Raw genomic sequence first — 17,772 nt, 5'->3', positions numbered from 1 at the left:
TGTCGGGCCATTTTTTTATTTGAAATTTTTCTGCTCTTTTATCAGCTCGTACGCTTTCTGGATTTCCTGCGCTTTTTGCTTCGCCATCTCCATCATCTCTGGCGGTAAACCCTTCGCGACCAGTTTATCCGGGTGATGTTCACTCATCAGCTTACGATAGGCACGCTTGATGGTTGTCGCATCATCCGAAGGTTTAACGCCAAGCACGTTACAGGCGTCTTCCAGCGTCGGGCCACGCTGCGCCTGCTGCCAGCCGCCGCCAGAGGATTGATGCTGTTGATAGCCACCGCCAAAGTGTGCGCCGCCCTGCATCATGCGCAGGAACTGGTCGAACTGCATGCGGGAAATCCCCAGCTCTTCGGCAATCACGTATAACACATCGCGTTCATTAGGATGAAGAGACCCGTCGGCAAACGCCGCCTGAATCTGGATCTCCAGAAACATCCGAATTAAATCAAAACGGCCGAAACAGATACTGCGGAACTGACGCATTTTTTCGCGCAGCGGATAGTTATCCGATTTACCGATGCGAAACGCATTTTGCGCCGCCACACGAGATTCCCCGTGCAGATTCATGCGGTCCATAAATACGCTGGCAATCTGGATATCGGCTTCCGTCACCCGCCCTTTTGATTTGGTTAAGTGCCCCATCACCTCAAAGGTGGTGGAGAAAAAGAGGGACTGACGCTCGCGCTGGTTGGCGAACCACGCCATTTTGCGGCTGCGTGCCTTATCGAACATATGGCCAATAATCAGGCCAAGTACGATGCCCCAAAACCCGGCACCCATGATGATGGCGAACGCAACGCCGATGATTTTACCCCAATACTGCATATACTCCCCGGATAGTCATGTCCCTTGTCGACGCAACGCCATCATTACAGTGGTCGAGCCACGGTCAATTGAGGGACATCGCCTATAATTTGCATTATCATACTCGTCATTCGATAGCGAGCCTAACACTCTGGCACGCAAACGGGCAGGATTAACGCTGGTACTGCGCTGATGAGTAAGATAGTCTCTGAGCGTTTGTAAGCCGTAGCCACTGATGACGGAACACTAAAATATAACGTATGAAAAAACGTATCCCCACCCTCCTGGCCACAATGATTGGCACCGCCCTGTACAGTCAACAGGGGCTGGCGGCCGATCTTGCCTCGCAGTGTATGCTTGGCGTCCCAAGTTATAATCGCCCACTGGTGAGTGGCGATACAAATAGCTTGCCGGTAACCATTACTGCCGACAGTTCTAAAGGAACCTATCCTGACAATGCCACGTTTACGGGCAGTGTGGATATTAATCAGGGCAATAGCCGCCTGCAGGCAGATGAAGTGCAGTTGCACCAGAAGCAGCCGGAAGGTGCGGCCGAACCGGTACGAACGGTGGATGCGCTGGGTAATGTGCACTATGACGACAATCAGGTCATCCTGAAAGGTCCGAAAGCATGGTCAAACCTGAACACCAAAGATACGAACGTCTGGGAAGGTGATTACCAGATGGTAGGTCGTCAGGGGCGTGGTAAAGCAGATCTGATGAAACAGCGCGGTGAAAACCGCTATACGATTCTGGAAAACGGTTCCTTCACCTCTTGTCTGCCGGGTTCGAATACCTGGAGCGTGGTCGGAAGTGAGGTAATTCACGACCGTGAAGAACAGGTCGCAGAAATCTGGAACGCCCGGTTTAAACTCGGCCCGGTGCCGGTTTTCTATAGCCCATACCTGCAGCTTCCCGTGGGCGACAAACGTCGTTCAGGCTTCCTGATCCCAAATGCTAAATACAGCACCTCGAACTATTTTGAGTTCTATCTGCCGTATTACTGGAACATCGCGCCCAACATGGACGCCACGATCACGCCGCACTATATCCATAAGCGCGGCAACGTCATGTGGGAAAACGAGTTCCGCTATCTGACCCAGGCGGGTACCGGTTTGATGGAACTGGATTATCTGCCATCAGATAAAGTCTTCCAGGATGAGCACCCAACAGAAGGTGATAAACACCGTTGGATGTACTTCTGGCGTCACGCTGGCGTCATGGACCAGGTCTGGCGTTTTAACGTCGACTACACCAAAGTCAGCGATCCTTACTATTTCAACGACTTCGATTCCAAGTACGGTTCCAGTACCGATGGTTACGCCACGCAGAAATTTAGCGTTGGCTATGCCATTCAGAACTTCAACGCTACGGTGTCGACGAAGCAGTTCCAGGTGTTTGATAGCCAGACGCGAAGCACTTACGGTGCAGAACCGCAGCTGGATGTGAACTGGTATCAGAACGATGTTGGTCCATTCGATACGCGCGTCTACGCTCAGGCAGTGCATTTCGTCAATACCAACTCGGACATGCCGGAAGCCACGCGTGTTCATTTAGAACCAACGATCAATTTACCGCTGTCGAACAACTGGTCGAGTCTGAATACCGAAGCCAAGCTGATGGCGACCCACTATCAGCAGAAAAATGTGGACTGGTATAACAACCGTTATGGCACCGACCTTGACGAATCCGTGAACCGCGTTCTTCCACAATTCAAAATGGACGGTAAGCTGATCTTCGAGCGCGATATGGGTCTGCTGGCGGATGGGTATACGCAGACGCTTGAGCCACGTATGCAGTATTTGTACGTGCCTTATCGCGATCAGAGCAAAATCCAGAACTATGACTCCGCTTTCCTGCAGTCTGACTACAGCGGCCTGTTCCGTGACCGTACCTACGGCGGTCTCGACCGTATTGCTTCCGCGAACCAGTTAACGACCGGCGTCACAACGCGCGTTTATGATGAATCTGCCGTTGAACGTTTTAACGTTTCTGTTGGTCAAATCTACTATTTCACCGAGTCTCGTACCGGTGATGACAATATCAACTGGGAGAAAGACAACAAAACAGGTTCGCTGGTGTGGGCGGGCGATACCTACTGGCGCATGACCGATCGCTGGGGCTTACGCGGGGGTCTGCAGTACGATACGCGTCTCGACAATATTGCGACCAGCAGTGCAGCCGTCGAGTATCGTCGTGATGAAGATCGTATGGTGCAGTTGACCTATCGTTACGCCAGCCCGGAATATATTCAGGCAACATTGCCGAACTATGCCACCAGTGAACAGTATAAAGACGGGATTTCGCAGGTGGGGGGTGCAGCCAGTTGGCCAATCGCTGACCGCTGGTCAATTGTGGGCGCATACTACTTTGACACTAACGCCAACAAGCCTGCTGATCAGATGGTTGGTCTGCAATATAACTCCTGCTGTTACGCGCTGCGTGTCGGCTACGAACGCAAGCTTAACGGCTGGGATACTCAAAACAATCAGAGCAAATACGATAACGTGATTGGCTTTAATGTCGAATTGCGCGGCCTGAGCTCCAACTACGGCCTGGGCACGCAGCAGATGCTGCGCTCGAACATTCTGCCGTACCGCAGTTCCTTGTAATGTGCTTGTTTTGCAACGTAATCCGCTTTGCGGTTAATTGAAATGGAAAAAGTATGAAGAACTGGAAAACGCTGCTGCTCGGTGTCGCTATGGTTGCGAATACCAGCTTCGCGGCCCCCCAGGTTGTTGATAAGGTCGCCGCTGTGGTTAACAACGGTGTCGTGCTCGAAAGTGACGTTGACGGTTTGATGAAATCTGTGAAGCTCAATTCGGGCCAGGCGGGTCAGCAACTTCCGGATGACGCAACGCTGCGCCATCAGATCCTGGAACGTCTGATCATGGATCAGATTGTCCTGCAAATGGGTCAGAAAATGGGCGTGAAGATCACTGACGAGCAGCTCGATCAGGCGATCGCAAACATCGCTAAGCAGAACAATATGACCCTGGATCAGATGCGTAGTCGTCTGGCCTATGATGGCATCAGCTATTCAACCTACCGTAATCAGATCCGTAAAGAGATGCTGATTTCAGAAGTGCGTAACAATGAAGTTCGTCGCCGCGTCACCATCCTGCCGCAGGAAGTCGACGCGCTGGCAAAACAGGTGGGCAACCAGAACGATGCCAGCACCGAGCTGAACCTGAGCCATATTCTGATCCCGCTGCCAGAGAACCCAACGTCTGACCAGGCCGCTGAAGCGGAAAGCCAGGCGCGCGCTATCGTTGAGCAGGCACGTAACGGCAGTGACTTTGGCAAGCTGGCCATTACCTACTCTGCCGACCAACAGGCGCTGAAAGGCGGCCAGATGGGCTGGGGACGTATTCAGGAACTGCCATCCATCTTTGCCCAGGCGCTGAGCACGGCGAAGAAAGGCGACATCGTGGGTCCAATCCGTTCAGGTGTTGGCTTCCACATCCTGAAAGTCAACGACCTGCGTGGTCAGAGCCAGAACATCTCCGTCACCGAAGTTCATGCTCGCCACATTCTGCTGAAACCGTCACCGATCATGACGGACGATCAGGCGCGTGCGAAGCTGCAACAGATTGCAGCGGACATTAAGAGCGGAAAAACGTCGTTTGCGAATGCCGCAAAAGAGTTCTCTCAGGATCCTGGCTCTGCTAACCAGGGCGGCGACCTGGGCTGGGCGGCTGCGGATATCTACGATCCGGCATTCCGCGATGCGCTGATGAAGCTGAACAAAGGCCAGATGAGTGCACCGGTACACTCCTCCTTTGGCTGGCATCTGATCGAACTGCTGGATACCCGCAACGTTGATAAAACCGACGCAGCGCAGAAAGACAGAGCCTATCGTATGCTGTTCAACCGTAAGTTCTCTGAAGAAGCGGCAACCTGGATGCAGGAACAACGCGCCAGCGCTTACGTGAAAGTTCTGAGCAACTAATGAAACAGCATCGTGTTGTGATCACCCCCGGCGAACCCGCCGGGATTGGGCCTGACCTCGTGGTCCAGCTTGCCCAACGTAGCTGGCCGGTGGAACTGGTCGTCTGTGCTGATGCAACACTGTTACAAGACCGGGCTTCACTGCTCGGTCTGCCTTTAACGCTTATCCCTTACGTTGAAGGTCAGCAGCCTGCACCGCAGCAAGCCGGAACGCTCACGCTTCTTCCCGTCCCTCTTCGTACTCCTGTTATTCCGGGTCAGCTCAGCACTGAAAACGGCCACTATGTTGTCGAAACCCTGGCACGCGCCTGCGATGGTTGCATAAAAGGGGAATTTGCTGCCCTGATTACGGGCCCCGTGCATAAAGGGGTGATTAACGAAGCCGGTATTCCGTTCACCGGACATACCGAGTTTTTTGAAGAGCGATCGCACACCCCGAAAGTGGTGATGATGCTGGCGACGGAAGCGATGCGGGTGGCTCTGGTAACAACCCATCTGCCGATTAAGGCCATTCCTGACGCCATCACCCCTGAACTGCTGCGGGAGATCATCGGGATACTGCATCACGATCTGCAGACCAAATTCGGTATTAAACAGCCGCACGTTCTGGTCTGTGGCCTGAACCCACACGCCGGGGAAGGCGGGCATATGGGGACTGAAGAGATCGACACCATCATTCCGGTGCTGAATGAAATGCGGGCGAAAGGGATGAACCTGAGCGGGCCATTGCCTGCCGATACCCTTTTCCAGCCCAAATACCTGGATAATGCCGATGCCGTGCTCGCGATGTACCACGATCAGGGCCTGCCCGTGCTAAAATACCAGGGCTTTGGCCGCGGTGTGAATATCACCCTCGGTTTACCTTTTATTCGAACGTCCGTTGACCACGGTACTGCGCTGGATCTGGCAGGCCAGGGAAAAGCGGATGTCGGCAGTTTTATTACGGCGCTTAATCTCGCCATCAAAATGATTGTTAATACTCAATGACTAATCGAGTCCATCAGGGCCACTTAGCCCGTAAACGCTTCGGGCAAAACTTCCTCAACGATCAGTTCGTGATCGACAGTATTGTCTCGGCCATTAATCCGCAAAAAGGCCAGGCGATGGTTGAAATCGGCCCCGGTCTGGCAGCACTGACTGAACCCGTCGGCGAACGTCTGGACGAACTGACCGTTATCGAACTCGACCGCGATCTCGCTGCTCGTCTGCAAACGCACCCGTTCCTTGGGCCGAAGCTGACGATTTATCAGCAAGATGCCATGACCATGAATTTTGGCGAGCTGTCGGAAAAAATGGGTCAGCCGCTGCGCGTATTCGGTAACCTGCCCTATAACATCTCCACGCCGCTGATGTTCCACCTCTTTAGCTATACTGATGCCATTGCCGACATGCACTTCATGTTGCAAAAAGAGGTGGTAAACCGTCTGGTTGCAGGGCCGAACAGTAAAGCGTATGGTCGTTTAAGCGTGATGGCACAATATTTCTGCAATGTGATCCCGGTACTCGAAGTGCCGCCGTCTGCCTTCACGCCGCCGCCAAAAGTCGACTCTGCGGTTGTGCGCCTTGTGCCGCATAAAACGATGCCATACCCGGTCAAAGACCTGCGTGTACTGAGCCGCATCACCACAGAAGCCTTTAACCAGCGCCGTAAAACGATCCGTAATAGCCTCGGCAATCTGTTCACCGTTGACGTGCTGGCCGAACTGGGCATTGACCCGGCAATGCGAGCAGAAAACATCTCTGTTGAGCAGTACTGTAAACTGGCTAATTACATTAGCGAAAATGCGCCGCCGAAGGAGAGTTAAGCCATGATTGATTCGCCCCGCGTCTGTGTCCAGGTACAAAGCGTTTACGTTGAGTCGCAGTCCTCACCCGATGAAGAACGTTTTGTTTTCGCCTACACCGTGACCATTCGCAACCTGGGGCGGATGCCTGTGCAACTGCTCGGGCGTTACTGGCTTATCACTAACGGCAATGGCCGTGAAATCGAAGTTCAGGGTGAAGGTGTGGTTGGTGAACAGCCCCACATCGCCCCTGGCGAAGAGTATCAGTACACCAGCGGTGCAGTAATTGAAACACCGCTGGGTACCATGCAAGGCCATTATGAAATGGTCGACGTCGATGGCAATGTGTTCCGCGTTGCTATTCCTGTGTTCCGTCTCGCCGTTACAACACTCATTCATTAATCTAATGTCTACATATCTGATTGGCGACGTTCACGGTTGCTACGATGAACTGATCGCATTATTAAAACAGGTCGACTTTACGCCAGGACGGGATATTCTCTGGCTGACGGGCGATTTAGTGGCGCGTGGGCCAGGCTCCCTGGAGGTTTTACGCTTCGTAAAATCGCTGGGCGACAGCGTTCGCATGGTGCTGGGCAACCATGATTTGCATCTGCTCGCCGTCTTTGCCGGCATCAGCCGCAATAAGCCGAAAGATCGCCTCACCCCGCTGCTGGAGGCGCCAGACGCCGACGAACTGATCAACTGGCTGCGTCGTCAGCCCCTGTTGCAGATCGATGAAGAGAAAAAACTGGTCATGGCACACGCCGGGATCACCCCACAGTGGGATCTTGAGACGGCAAAAACCTGCGCGCGTGACGTAGAAGCCGTGCTGGCGAGCGATTCCTACCCCTTCTTCCTTGATGCCATGTACGGCGACATGCCAAATCACTGGAGTGAAGATCTGAGCGGCCTGGCGCGTCTGCGTTTTATCACGAACGCGTTCACACGGATGCGTTTCTGCTTCCCGAACGGGCAACTGGATATGTACTCAAAAGAGACGCCGGAAAGCGCACCTGCACCACTTAAACCGTGGTTTGCGATTCCCGGACCGGTCACCAGTGAGTACAGCGTGGTGTTTGGCCACTGGGCCGCGCTAGAAGGGAAAGGCACGCCAGACGGGATCTACGGTCTTGATACCGGTTGTTGCTGGGGCGGGGATTTAACCTGCTTACGCTGGGAAGATAAAACATACTTCGTGCAGCCGTCCAACCGACAGCTGGACCTGGGGGAAGGCGAGGCAGTCGCCTCCTGAGAGTGAATTCCCTCTCCCGGCCGGGAGAGGGTCTATCAACTAGCGACGTTCCAGAATCTCGAAGCAGTAGCTGTGTGAGTTCTGCGCATCCGCGTCGTGAAATTCGCTGAATACCGATTCCCACTCGTCCGGATCGTAGTCCGGGAAATGGGTATCGCCTTCCACTTCCGCATCAATATGCGTCAGATAGAGCTTTTGCGCTTTTGGCAGGAACTGCTCATATACACGCCCACCACCAATCACCATGATCTCTTCGGCGTTACCGCACGCGGCAATCGCCTCGTCCACGGATTTCACCCATTCGACGCGATCGTCAGTGCCTGGCTGGCTACTGATCACGATATTCTTACGGCCCGGCAATGGACGACCAATCGACTCCCAGGTCAGGCGGCCCATCACTACCGGCTTGTTTAACGTCGTACGTTTAAACCATGCGAGATCGGCAGGCAGGTTCCACGGCATGGCATTTTCCATACCGATAACACGGTCCACCGCCAGCGCTGCAATCAGACTGATCATTGAAAATTTCCCGGATGCAAAAAATTGCCGCCACTATACGGAAAGCTTAATCTTTCGTCGACTGGCGGCATGGTAAAGAGAGAGAAATTTTTTAATATTGCTGGCAACTCCACTTCACGGGGAAGGTTTACTCTTCGGTTCGTCCGCCGGATCGCCGGTATGCTTGCCCTCCTCCGTTCCCTGCCAGCCATGACGCTGCACCAGCGACAGATGATTACGATCCTCGTTAATGATCTCTGTCAGCATCGCACTGGTGCGTTTAAACACCGCTGCACGCTCTGAGGCCGTACTGCCCGCCATCGCCACCATCTCTTCCACCATATCGGTATTGAAGCGACGGAACAGGTCCGCACGCTCGCGCGCTTCATACGCGCCCAGGCCCAGACTTTCCAGCGCCATGCGGCCAGACTTAAGCGCCCCTTCGAAGGTTTCACGTTCGGGTGCGTCCACCCCCGCCTGTCGCAGCTGGATATAGTGATCCACATCGCGCGCGCGGGAGATAATGGTCAGGTTCGGGAAATGCTCCTTCACCAGCTCAACCAGCTGCATACTGGTCTGGGGATCGTCAATCGCGTTGATGAGGACTTCCGCTTTTGCTGCCCCGGCTGATTCCAGCAGATCGACACGCGTTGCATCGCCGTAGAAGACTTTCATATCGAACTTACGCAGGGTATCCACATGGTCCGGATCGTGATCGAGGATGACCATTTTTACCCCGCTTGAGAGCAGTAAACGACCGGTGATCTGCCCAAAGCGACCGAATCCGGCGATGATGACCCGCGGCTGTTCCTCATCGATCTCATCGGCTTCGCGTTCCTGTTCGCTGCCGGTTTTTTCCAGACGCGTCAGCAGCACCAGCAGGATCGGCGTTGCCGCCATCGACAGCGCGACCGCCAGCGTCAGCGCTTTCGCCCACTCGGGATCGAGCACATTGGCCATTTGCGCTGCGCCGAAGACCACAAACGCGAATTCGCTTCCCTGTCCGAGCAGCACGGCGAACCAGCGACGCTGTCTACCAGGCACGTTCAGCGGACGGGCGATCAGCCACAGCATCACCATTTTGATGACCAGGAAACCGACCAGCAGGATGAGGATCCGCAGTGGATGCGTGACCAGCGTGCCAAAGTCGATAGACATCCCGACCCCGATGAAAAACAGCCCCAGCAGCAGTCCTTTAAATGGCTCGATATCACTTTCAAGCGCGTGTCGATACTCTGAGCTGGCCAGCAGAACGCCCGCGAGGAAGGCTCCCATCGCCATCGACAGCCCGGCTTCCTCCAGCAGCAGACCAAAACCAAACACCAGGAACAGCGCCACGGCACTGAACACTTCCCGCAGCCCCGAGCGGGCGACGAATCGAAGCAGCGGACGTGTTACATACCGGCCAAGCAGGACAACCAGTGCCAGCGCACCGACCACTTTCAACGCAGAGAGGGCAAAAGCGCCGAGCGTGGTGGAGGCCCCACTTGCGGCCAGCAGCGGGATCATCGCCACCAGCGGAATGGCCGCGATATCCTGAAACAGCAGAACCGAAAACGCACTGCGTCCCATCTGTGAAACAGTCAGGTTTCGCTCGTTCATTGCCTGCATGGCAATCGCCGTCGAAGAGAGTGCCAGCGTCATGCCAATAAGCTCTGCCACTTTCCAGTCCATTCCCAGCAGAATACAGAAGCCGCCCAACAGCAGACCACAGGCCGCCATTTGTAGCGCCCCGCCGCCAAACACTGAGGCGCGCAGCTTCCACAACCTCTGCGGGTCAAGTTCCAGACCAATGACAAACAGCATCAGCACGACACCAATTTCGGCGAAATGCAGGATCGCCTCCGCGTCGGTGACCAGGCGGAATCCCCAGGGTCCGATAACACACCCGGCGATCAGGTAGCCCAGCACGGAGCCCAGCCCCAGGCGAACCGCCACGGGCACAATCAGCGCCGCCGCGCCAAGGTAAATCAGCGCCTGTATCAGCGTATGGCTATCCATTGTGCGTCTCCTGCCACTCAAGTAAGCGTTGTTTATAATGACGAGCCTGCGCCTGCAACGTCTCATCGTCACAAACAAATGTGCAGTGCATAGCAAATGGAGGAAGCCAGGTAAGACCACAGTAGAGTGCTGTCGCCTGAAGCGGTTGTGCCAGCACCTCAAAACCCGGGAAAGAGCCAATATCGAAGTGGCTTTCTCCTCCACCGGTGGTAACAGCCCACATCAGGCTTTTTCCCTTCAGCGCATGCCCGTTGTGACCATACGCCCAGCCGTGGGAAAAGACTTTGTCGATCCACAATTTGAGGAGCGGAGGTATGCTGTACCACTGCATCGGGTGTTGCCAGATGATCAGATCGGCGCGAGTGAGCGCCTCCTGTTCAGCGGCGATGTCGATGTTAAAATCAGGATAAAGTTGATAGAGGGAACGTATCTCTACGTTGTCGAGTGTCCTTACCTGTTCAAGCATGCGCTTATTCGCATGGGAGTGATGCGGATAGGGATGCGCATAAATTATCAGAATCATCAGTTAGCCTGTCTTTACGGTTCCGTTCTCTCTGGTAGCAGTGAGTGTAGACATTTAACTCGCTCACTGAAAGTCTCCCATTGCCTGGTGGCGGCAAATCGCAAGTAGCGTAACTGCTTCTTTAACCATCAATGTTGTTCATATATGTGCGTCTTTGAACAAACAGGAATCCATAGTCGCCAGAAATATCTAACCAATTTTACATTTACCACACTGAAATATTAAGCATTCTTAAAACGACTTTTTAATAAAACAAAGTATACATAACCTATTGAAAAAATAATAATTTTAGATGGTTTTGCGATAACCGCTCTTCAGAAATGTATACGCAATTATTAACCTGAACATTTCACGAACTTTTCATTCAAATGGATGTGTGCATGAGTAATATACGCATTGAACTTAACAGAACAACCAGAATGCTCGGAAGACTGTTCCCCGCCATATTGGCATTCACACCAGCAATAACCTCAGCAGGAATTATTGAACAGTCTACTTCCGTCCCACAAGATTTTTCCGCTGATACCGAATATGTTATCAATAAAGATGTAACGATTTCTTCCTCAAGCAATAAAGCAGCCGTATCCGTATCAGGTATTGATGTCACATCAGTAACAAATAAAGGTAATATATCTGGAGCGGCCAACGGTCTTGATATTAACACCGGCGCCCAGCGTGTTGTTGTTGAAAATGAAGTCGGTGCAACAATTTCTTCTACCAGCGCAAACGCAGTAAATGTGGAGTCTTTACTGGGTGACTTCAATAATAGTGGAAATATAACGGGTGCTGAAAAAGGTATTTTCATTAGTGAGTCATCATCTGCTATCAATATCACTAATACCGAATCAGGATTGATTAAAGGCAAAACGGGTTTGAGCGCCGAGACAGGGTTAGGCATCAACAATGATGGCAAAATCACGGGTATTGACGGTGATGGTATTGCTTTAAGTAGTGGCAATACAAAAGTCTTAAATAGTGGTGTTATTGAAGGCACGCAGAACGGTATTTATGTCTCAGGTAACGCTAAAGTTGATATTACGAATAGCGGTTCGCTCGGGGGTGGAAATGCGGCAGTATTTTTTGCCAGCGATAAAAATAACACCCTGGTGCTTAATACTGGCTCATCATTATCAGGTGACGTTATTTCGACAGTCTCGAAAGGTAACACCCTGACCCTGGTAGGCACCGGTACAGAAGACAGCAATTTTATCGGACTGAACGAAGGCGATGGTTTCGCCTCTGTCAAAATGAACGGTGAAGACTGGACGCTGACGGGTAACGTCGACATTATTGGTGCAGGTGATTCACTGCAGGTGAATAGCGGCAACCTGACCCTGGCGGGTACCGTTTCCAATGCTGGCAATACGCTGGTGGAAAATGAAGCCACGCTCCAGCTGGGCAATGGCGAAGGTATGGCAAGTCTCAGCGGCGGCCTAACCAACAATGGTACGGTTATCTTTAACCAGGGAGGCAATTTTACGTTTTCTACCGACATGACCGGCAGCGGAAACGTAGAGAAAGTTGATGCGAATACGCTGACGCTTACCGGCAACAACAGCTATACCGGCGATACGACCCTGCGAAGCGGCACAACGCTGGTAGCGGCAGGCGCAACGTTAGGTGTTGAAAACAGCAATGCCACTCTCACCGTGCAGAACGGGGCAAAGTTTGCCACCGCAGGAACCGTCTACAACAACATCACTATTCTCAGCGGCGGTACGCTGGCAGCGTGGAATGCAATTGAGGGTAATGCAACCCTCAGAGACGCCGGCATTGATACCATTAACGGCAACGTGACCAACAGCGGCACGCTTTTGCTCAGTGCTGCCGACCACAGCGTGGGTAATGACTTTACCATCAATGGCGACTATACCGGCGCAGAAGGTAGCCAGATTGTGTTAAACAGCGAGCTGGGTACTGACACGGCACCTACCGATCATCTCACAATAACCGGCAGCAGTTTTGGCCAGTCCGGCGTGACCGTCAGCAACATGGGTGGACTTGGCGCACAGACCGTTAACGGCATGGAGATTGTCAGCGTTACCGGCAGCTCTGAAGCACAGCTGACGCTGGCCAAACCGGTTGTGGCAGGCGCATACGAATACTCTCTTTACCAGCATAGTGACGGGAACTGGTACCTGGAATCGAAGGCCACGCCACCTGTCGATCCAACAGATGATACCGATGACGGTGATAATACCGACAACGGTGGCAATACCGACGATGGCGGTAACACTGATAATGGCGGTAACAATGACAATGGCAGCAATACCGACGATGGCGGCAACAGCGGCGGCAATGATAACGGCGACGGTGGTAATAATACCGATAACGGCGGCGGCAATACCCCAGCACCAGAAGTGATGGCACCTGAAGTGGGCGCGTATTTAGGCAACTATCTGGCTGCTCAGAGTATGTTCCTGCACAAACGTGACGATCGCGATCAGCTCACTTTCCGTAACGAAGACGATCTGAATACCTGGATGTATGTTAAAGGTCGTTACCATGAAAATGATGCAGGCGGCGATAAAGTCAGCTACGACACCACGACCACCGTTCTGCAAGTCGGCAGCGATTTCCTCAGCAAGCCAATGGACAGCGGTATCCTGCGTGCCGGTGGCATGTTCGGTGCAGGCCAGGCGAAGACCCACTCAGATGCGAAACACAACGTGCGTGACGCACAGGGTAAAGTCGATGGCTTCAACGTTGGGCTCTACGCCACCTGGCAGGAAGATCAGAAATTACGCCTGGGCAGTTACATTGATACCTGGGCCGCCTACAGCTGGTACAACAACAAAGTGACCAGCAACCGCAACGATGAAGATTACAACAGCGAAGGTTTTGCCGCGTCTGTTGAAGTCGGCCATGCGTGGGTTATCCCATCTGAAAACGAGCGTACCTGGAAGATCGAGCCTCAGGCGCAGGTGATCTACAGCTATCTTGATCAGGAAAATCATACAGATCGTGATGGCGTCCGGGTGACGACTCTGGATAACGACAGCGTCTTCGGTCGTCTGGGTGTGAAATCCAGCTATTTCCAGCAAAAGGACGTCACGGCCTGGCAGCCATACGTTGCGGTAAACTGGCTGAAGGGTGCAGGTCAAAACGATCTGGCCTTCAACGACGAAACCGTAAGTAATGATACGCCGGAGGATCGTGGTCAGGTAGAGCTGGGTATTACCGGCAATCTTAACGAGACCACGACAATTTCACTTCGCGCCAGCGGCGAATGGGGTGAAAACAACTATGCCGCTTATGGCGGTCATATTTTGTTAAACCACCGCTGGTAATCCATCCGCATCAAGCAAAAAAGCAGTGGCGGATGCCACTGCTTTTTTTAATTATCCAGTTCACCCATGGATTTAACCTGGTCACGGTTAATCTGCTCGGTTTGACCAGTTTCCGCGTTTTTATACGACACCAGACCGGTATCGTCATCCACCTGCGGTTTGCCGTCCGTAATGATGGTGCGGCCATCGGTGGTTTTCACCGCCTGATTAGATGAACACCCCGCTACGGTGAACATTGCAGTGGCAGCCAGAACGGAAGCGATCAGTAGTTTATTTTGCATGGTGTTTTCCCCTGCTCTCAGTTGAATTTCATTATCGACCTAACCATTTTAGGCTAACTGACTGAATGCGGATGGAAAACCAGAAGGTTCTGAAGAGGGGAAGAATGCCCGGTAACCGAACGGTACCGGGCAATTTGTCTTACTTGTTAATCTGGGCGTGCATTTCCTGGACCGAAATCACCTTCTCGGTGGCATCCGCGTTCAGCGCCATGGCTGTTGCGAAACCGCCGTTCAGGGTGGTGTCGTAATGCACTTTGTACTGCAGCGCGCTGCGGCGAATCAGCTTGGAGTCTTCAATCGCCTGGCGGCCCGCAGTGGTGTTGATGATGTAGGTGTATTCGCCATTCTTGATGCGATCCTGAATGTGCGGACGACCTTCATGCACTTTGTTCACCAGACGCGGGTTGATTCCCGCTTCACCCAGCACAATCGCCGTACCGTGGGTTGCATCCAGCTCGAAGCCCTGTTTCAGCAGCTTGGCCGCAAGGTCAACCACGCGCTCTTTATCGCCTTCGCGAACAGAGAGCAGCGCACGGCCAGATTTCTTCATGGTGGAGTTGCTGCCCAGTTGCGCTTTAGCAAACGCTTCTGCGAAGGTGCGGCCCACGCCCATCACTTCACCGGTAGAGCGCATTTCTGGCCCTAACAGCGGGTCAACGCCCGGGAATTTGTTGAACGGCAGCACCACCTCTTTCACCGAGTAGTAAGGCGGGATAATCTCTTTTGTGACGCCCTGCTGAGCCAGCGTCTGGCCGGCCATCACGCGCGCCGCCACTTTTGCCAGCGGAATACCGGTCGCTTTAGAGACGAACGGTACGGTACGTGCCGCACGCGGGTTCACTTCAATCAGGTAGACTTCGTTGTCTTTCACGGCGAACTGGACGTTCATCAGGCCGCGAACCTGCAGTTCGAAGGCCAGTTTCTGCACCTGCTGACGCATCACGTCCTGAATTTCCTGGCTCAGGGTGTACGCTGGCAGTGAACAGGCGGAGTCGCCTGAGTGCACGCCCGCCTGCTCGATGTGCTCCATGATGCCGCCAATCAGCACCATTTCACCGTCGCAGATAGCATCTACATCCACTTCAACCGCATCGTCGAGGAAGCGATCCAGCAGCACCGGCGCATCGTTGGACACGCTGACTGCCGTCTGGAAGTAACGACGCAGGTCAGCTTCGTCGTAGACGATTTCCATCGCGCGGCCGCCCAGCACGTAAGAAGGACGCACCACCAGCGGGTAGCCAATCTCTTTCGCCTTCTCAACCGCTTGTTCAATCGCAGTCACGGTGGCGTTTGCCGGCTGTTTCAGCTTCAGACGGTCAACCGCCTGCTGAAAACGCTCGCGGTCTTCTGCACGGTCAATAGCATCCGGGCTGGTACCGATAACCGGCACACCTGCGGCTTCCAGCGCGCGCGCCAGTTTCAGCGGAGTCTGGCCGCCGTACTGCACGATCACGCCTTTTGGCTTCTCGATGCGCACGATTTCCAGCACGTCTTCCAGTGTTACCGGTTCAAAGTAGAGACGGTCAGAGGTGTCATAGTCGGTAGAGACCGTTTCCGGGTTACAGTTGACCATGATGGTCTCGTAACCGTCTTCGCGCAGCGCCAGAGAGGCGTGTACGCAGCAGTAGTCAAACTCAATGCCCTGGCCGATACGGTTTGGGCCACCGCCCAGTACCATGATTTTGTCGCGGTCAACGGACGGATTCGCTTCACACTCGTCTTCATACGTGGAGTACATGTAAGCCGTATCGGTCGCGAACTCTGCCGCACAGGTATCAACACGCTTGTAGACCGGGTGCAGGTCATACTGGTCGCGCAGCTTGCGGATTTCCGCTTCACGCACGCCGGCCAGTTTTGCCAGACGCGCGTCGGCAAAGCCTTTGCGTTTCAGCATGCGCAGGAAGTCAGCGTCCAGGCCATTGATGCCCAGCTCCGCCACTTTCTCTTCCAGACGCACCAGCTCTTCAATCTGTACCAGGAACCAGCGGTCGATGTTGGTCAGGTTGAACACGCCGTCCACGGACAAGCCTGCGCGGAAGGCGTCGGCGATATACCAGATACGCTCTGCGCCCGCGTCTTTCAGCTCGCGGCGGATTTTGGTCAGTGCTTCCGGGTCGTCCAGGCTCACTTTCGGATCGAAGCCGGTCGCGCCCACTTCCAGGCCGCGCAGCGCTTTCTGCAGGGATTCCTGCTGCGTGCGGCCAATCGCCATCACTTCACCCACAGATTTCATCTGGGTGGTCAGACGGTCGTTCGCGCCAGCGAATTTCTCGAAGTTGAAGCGTGGAATTTTGGTCACAACGTAGTCGATAGACGGTTCGAAGGACGCAGGCGTGCGGCCCCCGGTGATGTCGTTCATCAGCTCGTCAAGGGTGTAACCGACCGCCAGTTTCGCCGCCACCTTCGCAATCGGGAAGCCGGTCGCTTTAGAGGCCAGCGCGGAGGAGCGGGACACGCGCGGGTTCATTTCGATAACAATCAGACGGCCGGTTTTCGGGTTCACCGAGAACTGCACGTTAGAACCACCGGTTTCGACGCCGATTTCACGCAGTACTGCCATCGAGGCGTTACGCATGATTTGGTACTCTTTGTCGGTCAGCGTTTGCGCTGGCGCAACGGTAATGGAGTCGCCGGTGTGGATACCCATCGCATCGAAGTTTTCGATGGAGCAGACGATGATGCAGTTGTCGTTTTTATCACGCACCACTTCCATCTCGTACTCTTTCCAGCCAATCAGCGATTCATCAATCAGCAGCTCTTTGGTTGGGGAGAGATCCAGGCCGCGCTCGCAAATCTCTTCAAATTCTTCGCGGTTGTAGGCGATACCGCCGCCGGTGCCGCCCATGGTGAAGGAAGGACGGATGATGCACGGATAACCCACTTCAGCCGCTACGGCCAGTGCCTCTTCCATGTTGTGAGCGATACCGGAACGCGCGGTGTCGAGGCCGATTTTTTTCATCGCCACGTCGAAGCGACGACGGTCTTCTGCTTTATCAATCGCGTCGGCGGTCGCACCAATCATGGTCACGCCGAACTCTTCCAGCACGCCCTGACGCTCCAGCTCCAGCGCGCAGTTCAGTGCAGTCTGGCCACCCATGGTCGGCAGAACCGCATCCGGACGCTCTTTCTCGATGATTTTACGTACCACTTCCCAGTGAATTGGCTCGATGTAGGTTGCATCCGCCATTTCCGGGTCGGTCATGATAGTCGCCGGGTTAGAGTTCACCAGGATAACGCGGTAACCCTCTTCGCGCAGGGCTTTACACGCCTGTGCACCGGAGTAGTCAAATTCACAGGCCTGACCGATAACAATCGGGCCAGCGCCAAGGATCAGGATGCTTTTTATGTCTGTACGTTTTGGCATGGTCTTCTCGGC

Annotated in this window: 14 protein-coding genes; 7 read left to right on the top strand and 7 right to left on the bottom strand. The window is 53.9% G+C overall.

The window, feature by feature from the left end:
• Window positions 1-15 precede the first annotated feature (15 nt).
• The gene (gene djlA, locus ACOTZF_RS03360; RefSeq protein ID WP_013095544.1) at window positions 16-834 is read right to left on the bottom strand and encodes a co-chaperone DjlA; all 819 of its coding nucleotides are present in this window, start codon (window positions 832-834) and stop codon (window positions 16-18) included.
• 239 nt (window positions 835-1,073) lie between these two features.
• Between djlA and lptD the strand changes: the two genes are divergently transcribed.
• The 6 genes from lptD to apaH are packed head-to-tail and all read left to right on the top strand — an operon-like array spanning window position 1,074 to window position 7,803.
• Window positions 1,074-3,425 carry an LPS assembly protein LptD gene (lptD, locus tag ACOTZF_RS03355; RefSeq protein WP_029882686.1) on the top strand — a complete coding sequence of 784 codons (2,352 nt, stop codon included), beginning with the start codon at window positions 1,074-1,076 and terminating at the stop codon, window positions 3,423-3,425.
• A gap of 53 nt (window positions 3,426-3,478) precedes the next feature.
• Window positions 3,479-4,765 (top strand): peptidylprolyl isomerase SurA, encoded by a 1,287-nt coding sequence (surA, locus tag ACOTZF_RS03350; protein WP_013095542.1) that lies wholly within the window; start codon window positions 3,479-3,481, stop codon window positions 4,763-4,765.
• Window positions 4,765-5,751 (top strand): 4-hydroxythreonine-4-phosphate dehydrogenase PdxA, encoded by a 987-nt coding sequence (pdxA, locus tag ACOTZF_RS03345; protein ID WP_020688478.1) that lies wholly within the window; start codon window positions 4,765-4,767, stop codon window positions 5,749-5,751. Before surA ends, pdxA begins: the two co-directional genes overlap by 1 nt.
• Window positions 5,748-6,569: a 16S rRNA (adenine(1518)-N(6)/adenine(1519)-N(6))-dimethyltransferase RsmA gene (rsmA, locus tag ACOTZF_RS03340; RefSeq protein ID WP_013095540.1), complete on the top strand. Its 822-nt coding sequence runs from the start codon at window positions 5,748-5,750 to the stop codon at window positions 6,567-6,569. Before pdxA ends, rsmA begins: the two co-directional genes overlap by 4 nt.
• Window positions 6,570-6,572: 3 nt before the next feature.
• Window positions 6,573-6,950 (top strand): Co2+/Mg2+ efflux protein ApaG, encoded by a 378-nt coding sequence (apaG, locus tag ACOTZF_RS03335; protein ID WP_013095539.1) that lies wholly within the window; start codon window positions 6,573-6,575, stop codon window positions 6,948-6,950.
• A gap of 4 nt (window positions 6,951-6,954) precedes the next feature.
• Window positions 6,955-7,803: a bis(5'-nucleosyl)-tetraphosphatase (symmetrical) ApaH gene (apaH, locus tag ACOTZF_RS03330; protein WP_020688477.1), complete on the top strand. Its 849-nt coding sequence runs from the start codon at window positions 6,955-6,957 to the stop codon at window positions 7,801-7,803.
• Between the two features lie 39 nt (window positions 7,804-7,842).
• On the opposite strand, the gene folA is transcribed toward apaH, so the two are convergent.
• From folA to ACOTZF_RS03310, 4 genes are all read right to left on the bottom strand, one after another.
• Window positions 7,843-8,322 (bottom strand): type 3 dihydrofolate reductase, encoded by a 480-nt coding sequence (folA, locus tag ACOTZF_RS03325; protein WP_008502023.1) that lies wholly within the window; start codon window positions 8,320-8,322, stop codon window positions 7,843-7,845.
• 114 nt (window positions 8,323-8,436) lie between these two features.
• Window positions 8,437-10,302 (bottom strand): glutathione-regulated potassium-efflux system protein KefC, encoded by a 1,866-nt coding sequence (kefC, locus tag ACOTZF_RS03320; RefSeq protein WP_129252039.1) that lies wholly within the window; start codon window positions 10,300-10,302, stop codon window positions 8,437-8,439.
• Window positions 10,295-10,825: a glutathione-regulated potassium-efflux system oxidoreductase KefF gene (gene kefF / locus ACOTZF_RS03315; RefSeq protein ID WP_048972731.1), complete on the bottom strand. Its 531-nt coding sequence runs from the start codon at window positions 10,823-10,825 to the stop codon at window positions 10,295-10,297. The genes kefC and kefF overlap by 8 nt, the downstream gene beginning before the upstream one ends.
• A gap of 364 nt (window positions 10,826-11,189) precedes the next feature.
• Complete coding sequence (locus ACOTZF_RS03310; protein ID WP_162185059.1) at window positions 11,190-11,630, bottom strand: hypothetical protein; 441 nt, start codon at window positions 11,628-11,630, stop codon at window positions 11,190-11,192.
• A gap of 67 nt (window positions 11,631-11,697) precedes the next feature.
• Between ACOTZF_RS03310 and ACOTZF_RS03305 the strand changes: the two genes are divergently transcribed.
• Window positions 11,698-14,115, top strand: coding sequence for an autotransporter outer membrane beta-barrel domain-containing protein (locus tag ACOTZF_RS03305; protein WP_310823824.1), 2,418 nt, complete (start codon window positions 11,698-11,700; stop codon window positions 14,113-14,115).
• Between the two features lie 47 nt (window positions 14,116-14,162).
• Here ACOTZF_RS03305 and ACOTZF_RS03300 read toward each other — a convergent pair whose 3' ends face one another.
• On the bottom strand, window positions 14,163-14,396 hold the full coding sequence (locus tag ACOTZF_RS03300) for a YgdI/YgdR family lipoprotein (RefSeq protein WP_013095533.1): 234 nt from the start codon (window positions 14,394-14,396) through the stop codon (window positions 14,163-14,165).
• Window positions 14,397-14,535: 139 nt separating this feature from the next.
• A complete protein-coding gene (carB, locus tag ACOTZF_RS03295; RefSeq protein WP_013095532.1) occupies window positions 14,536-17,760 on the bottom strand; it encodes a carbamoyl-phosphate synthase large subunit in 3,225 nt (1,074 codons plus the stop codon).
• Window positions 17,761-17,772 lie beyond the last annotated feature (12 nt).

This window comes from Enterobacter cloacae complex sp. SHL021 (assembly GCF_049237765.1).
Lineage (GTDB): Bacteria > Pseudomonadota > Gammaproteobacteria > Enterobacterales > Enterobacteriaceae > Enterobacter > Enterobacter cloacae.
Note: the sequence above shows the minus strand (reverse complement) of the source record. Positions and strands in the feature narration are given on the sequence as shown.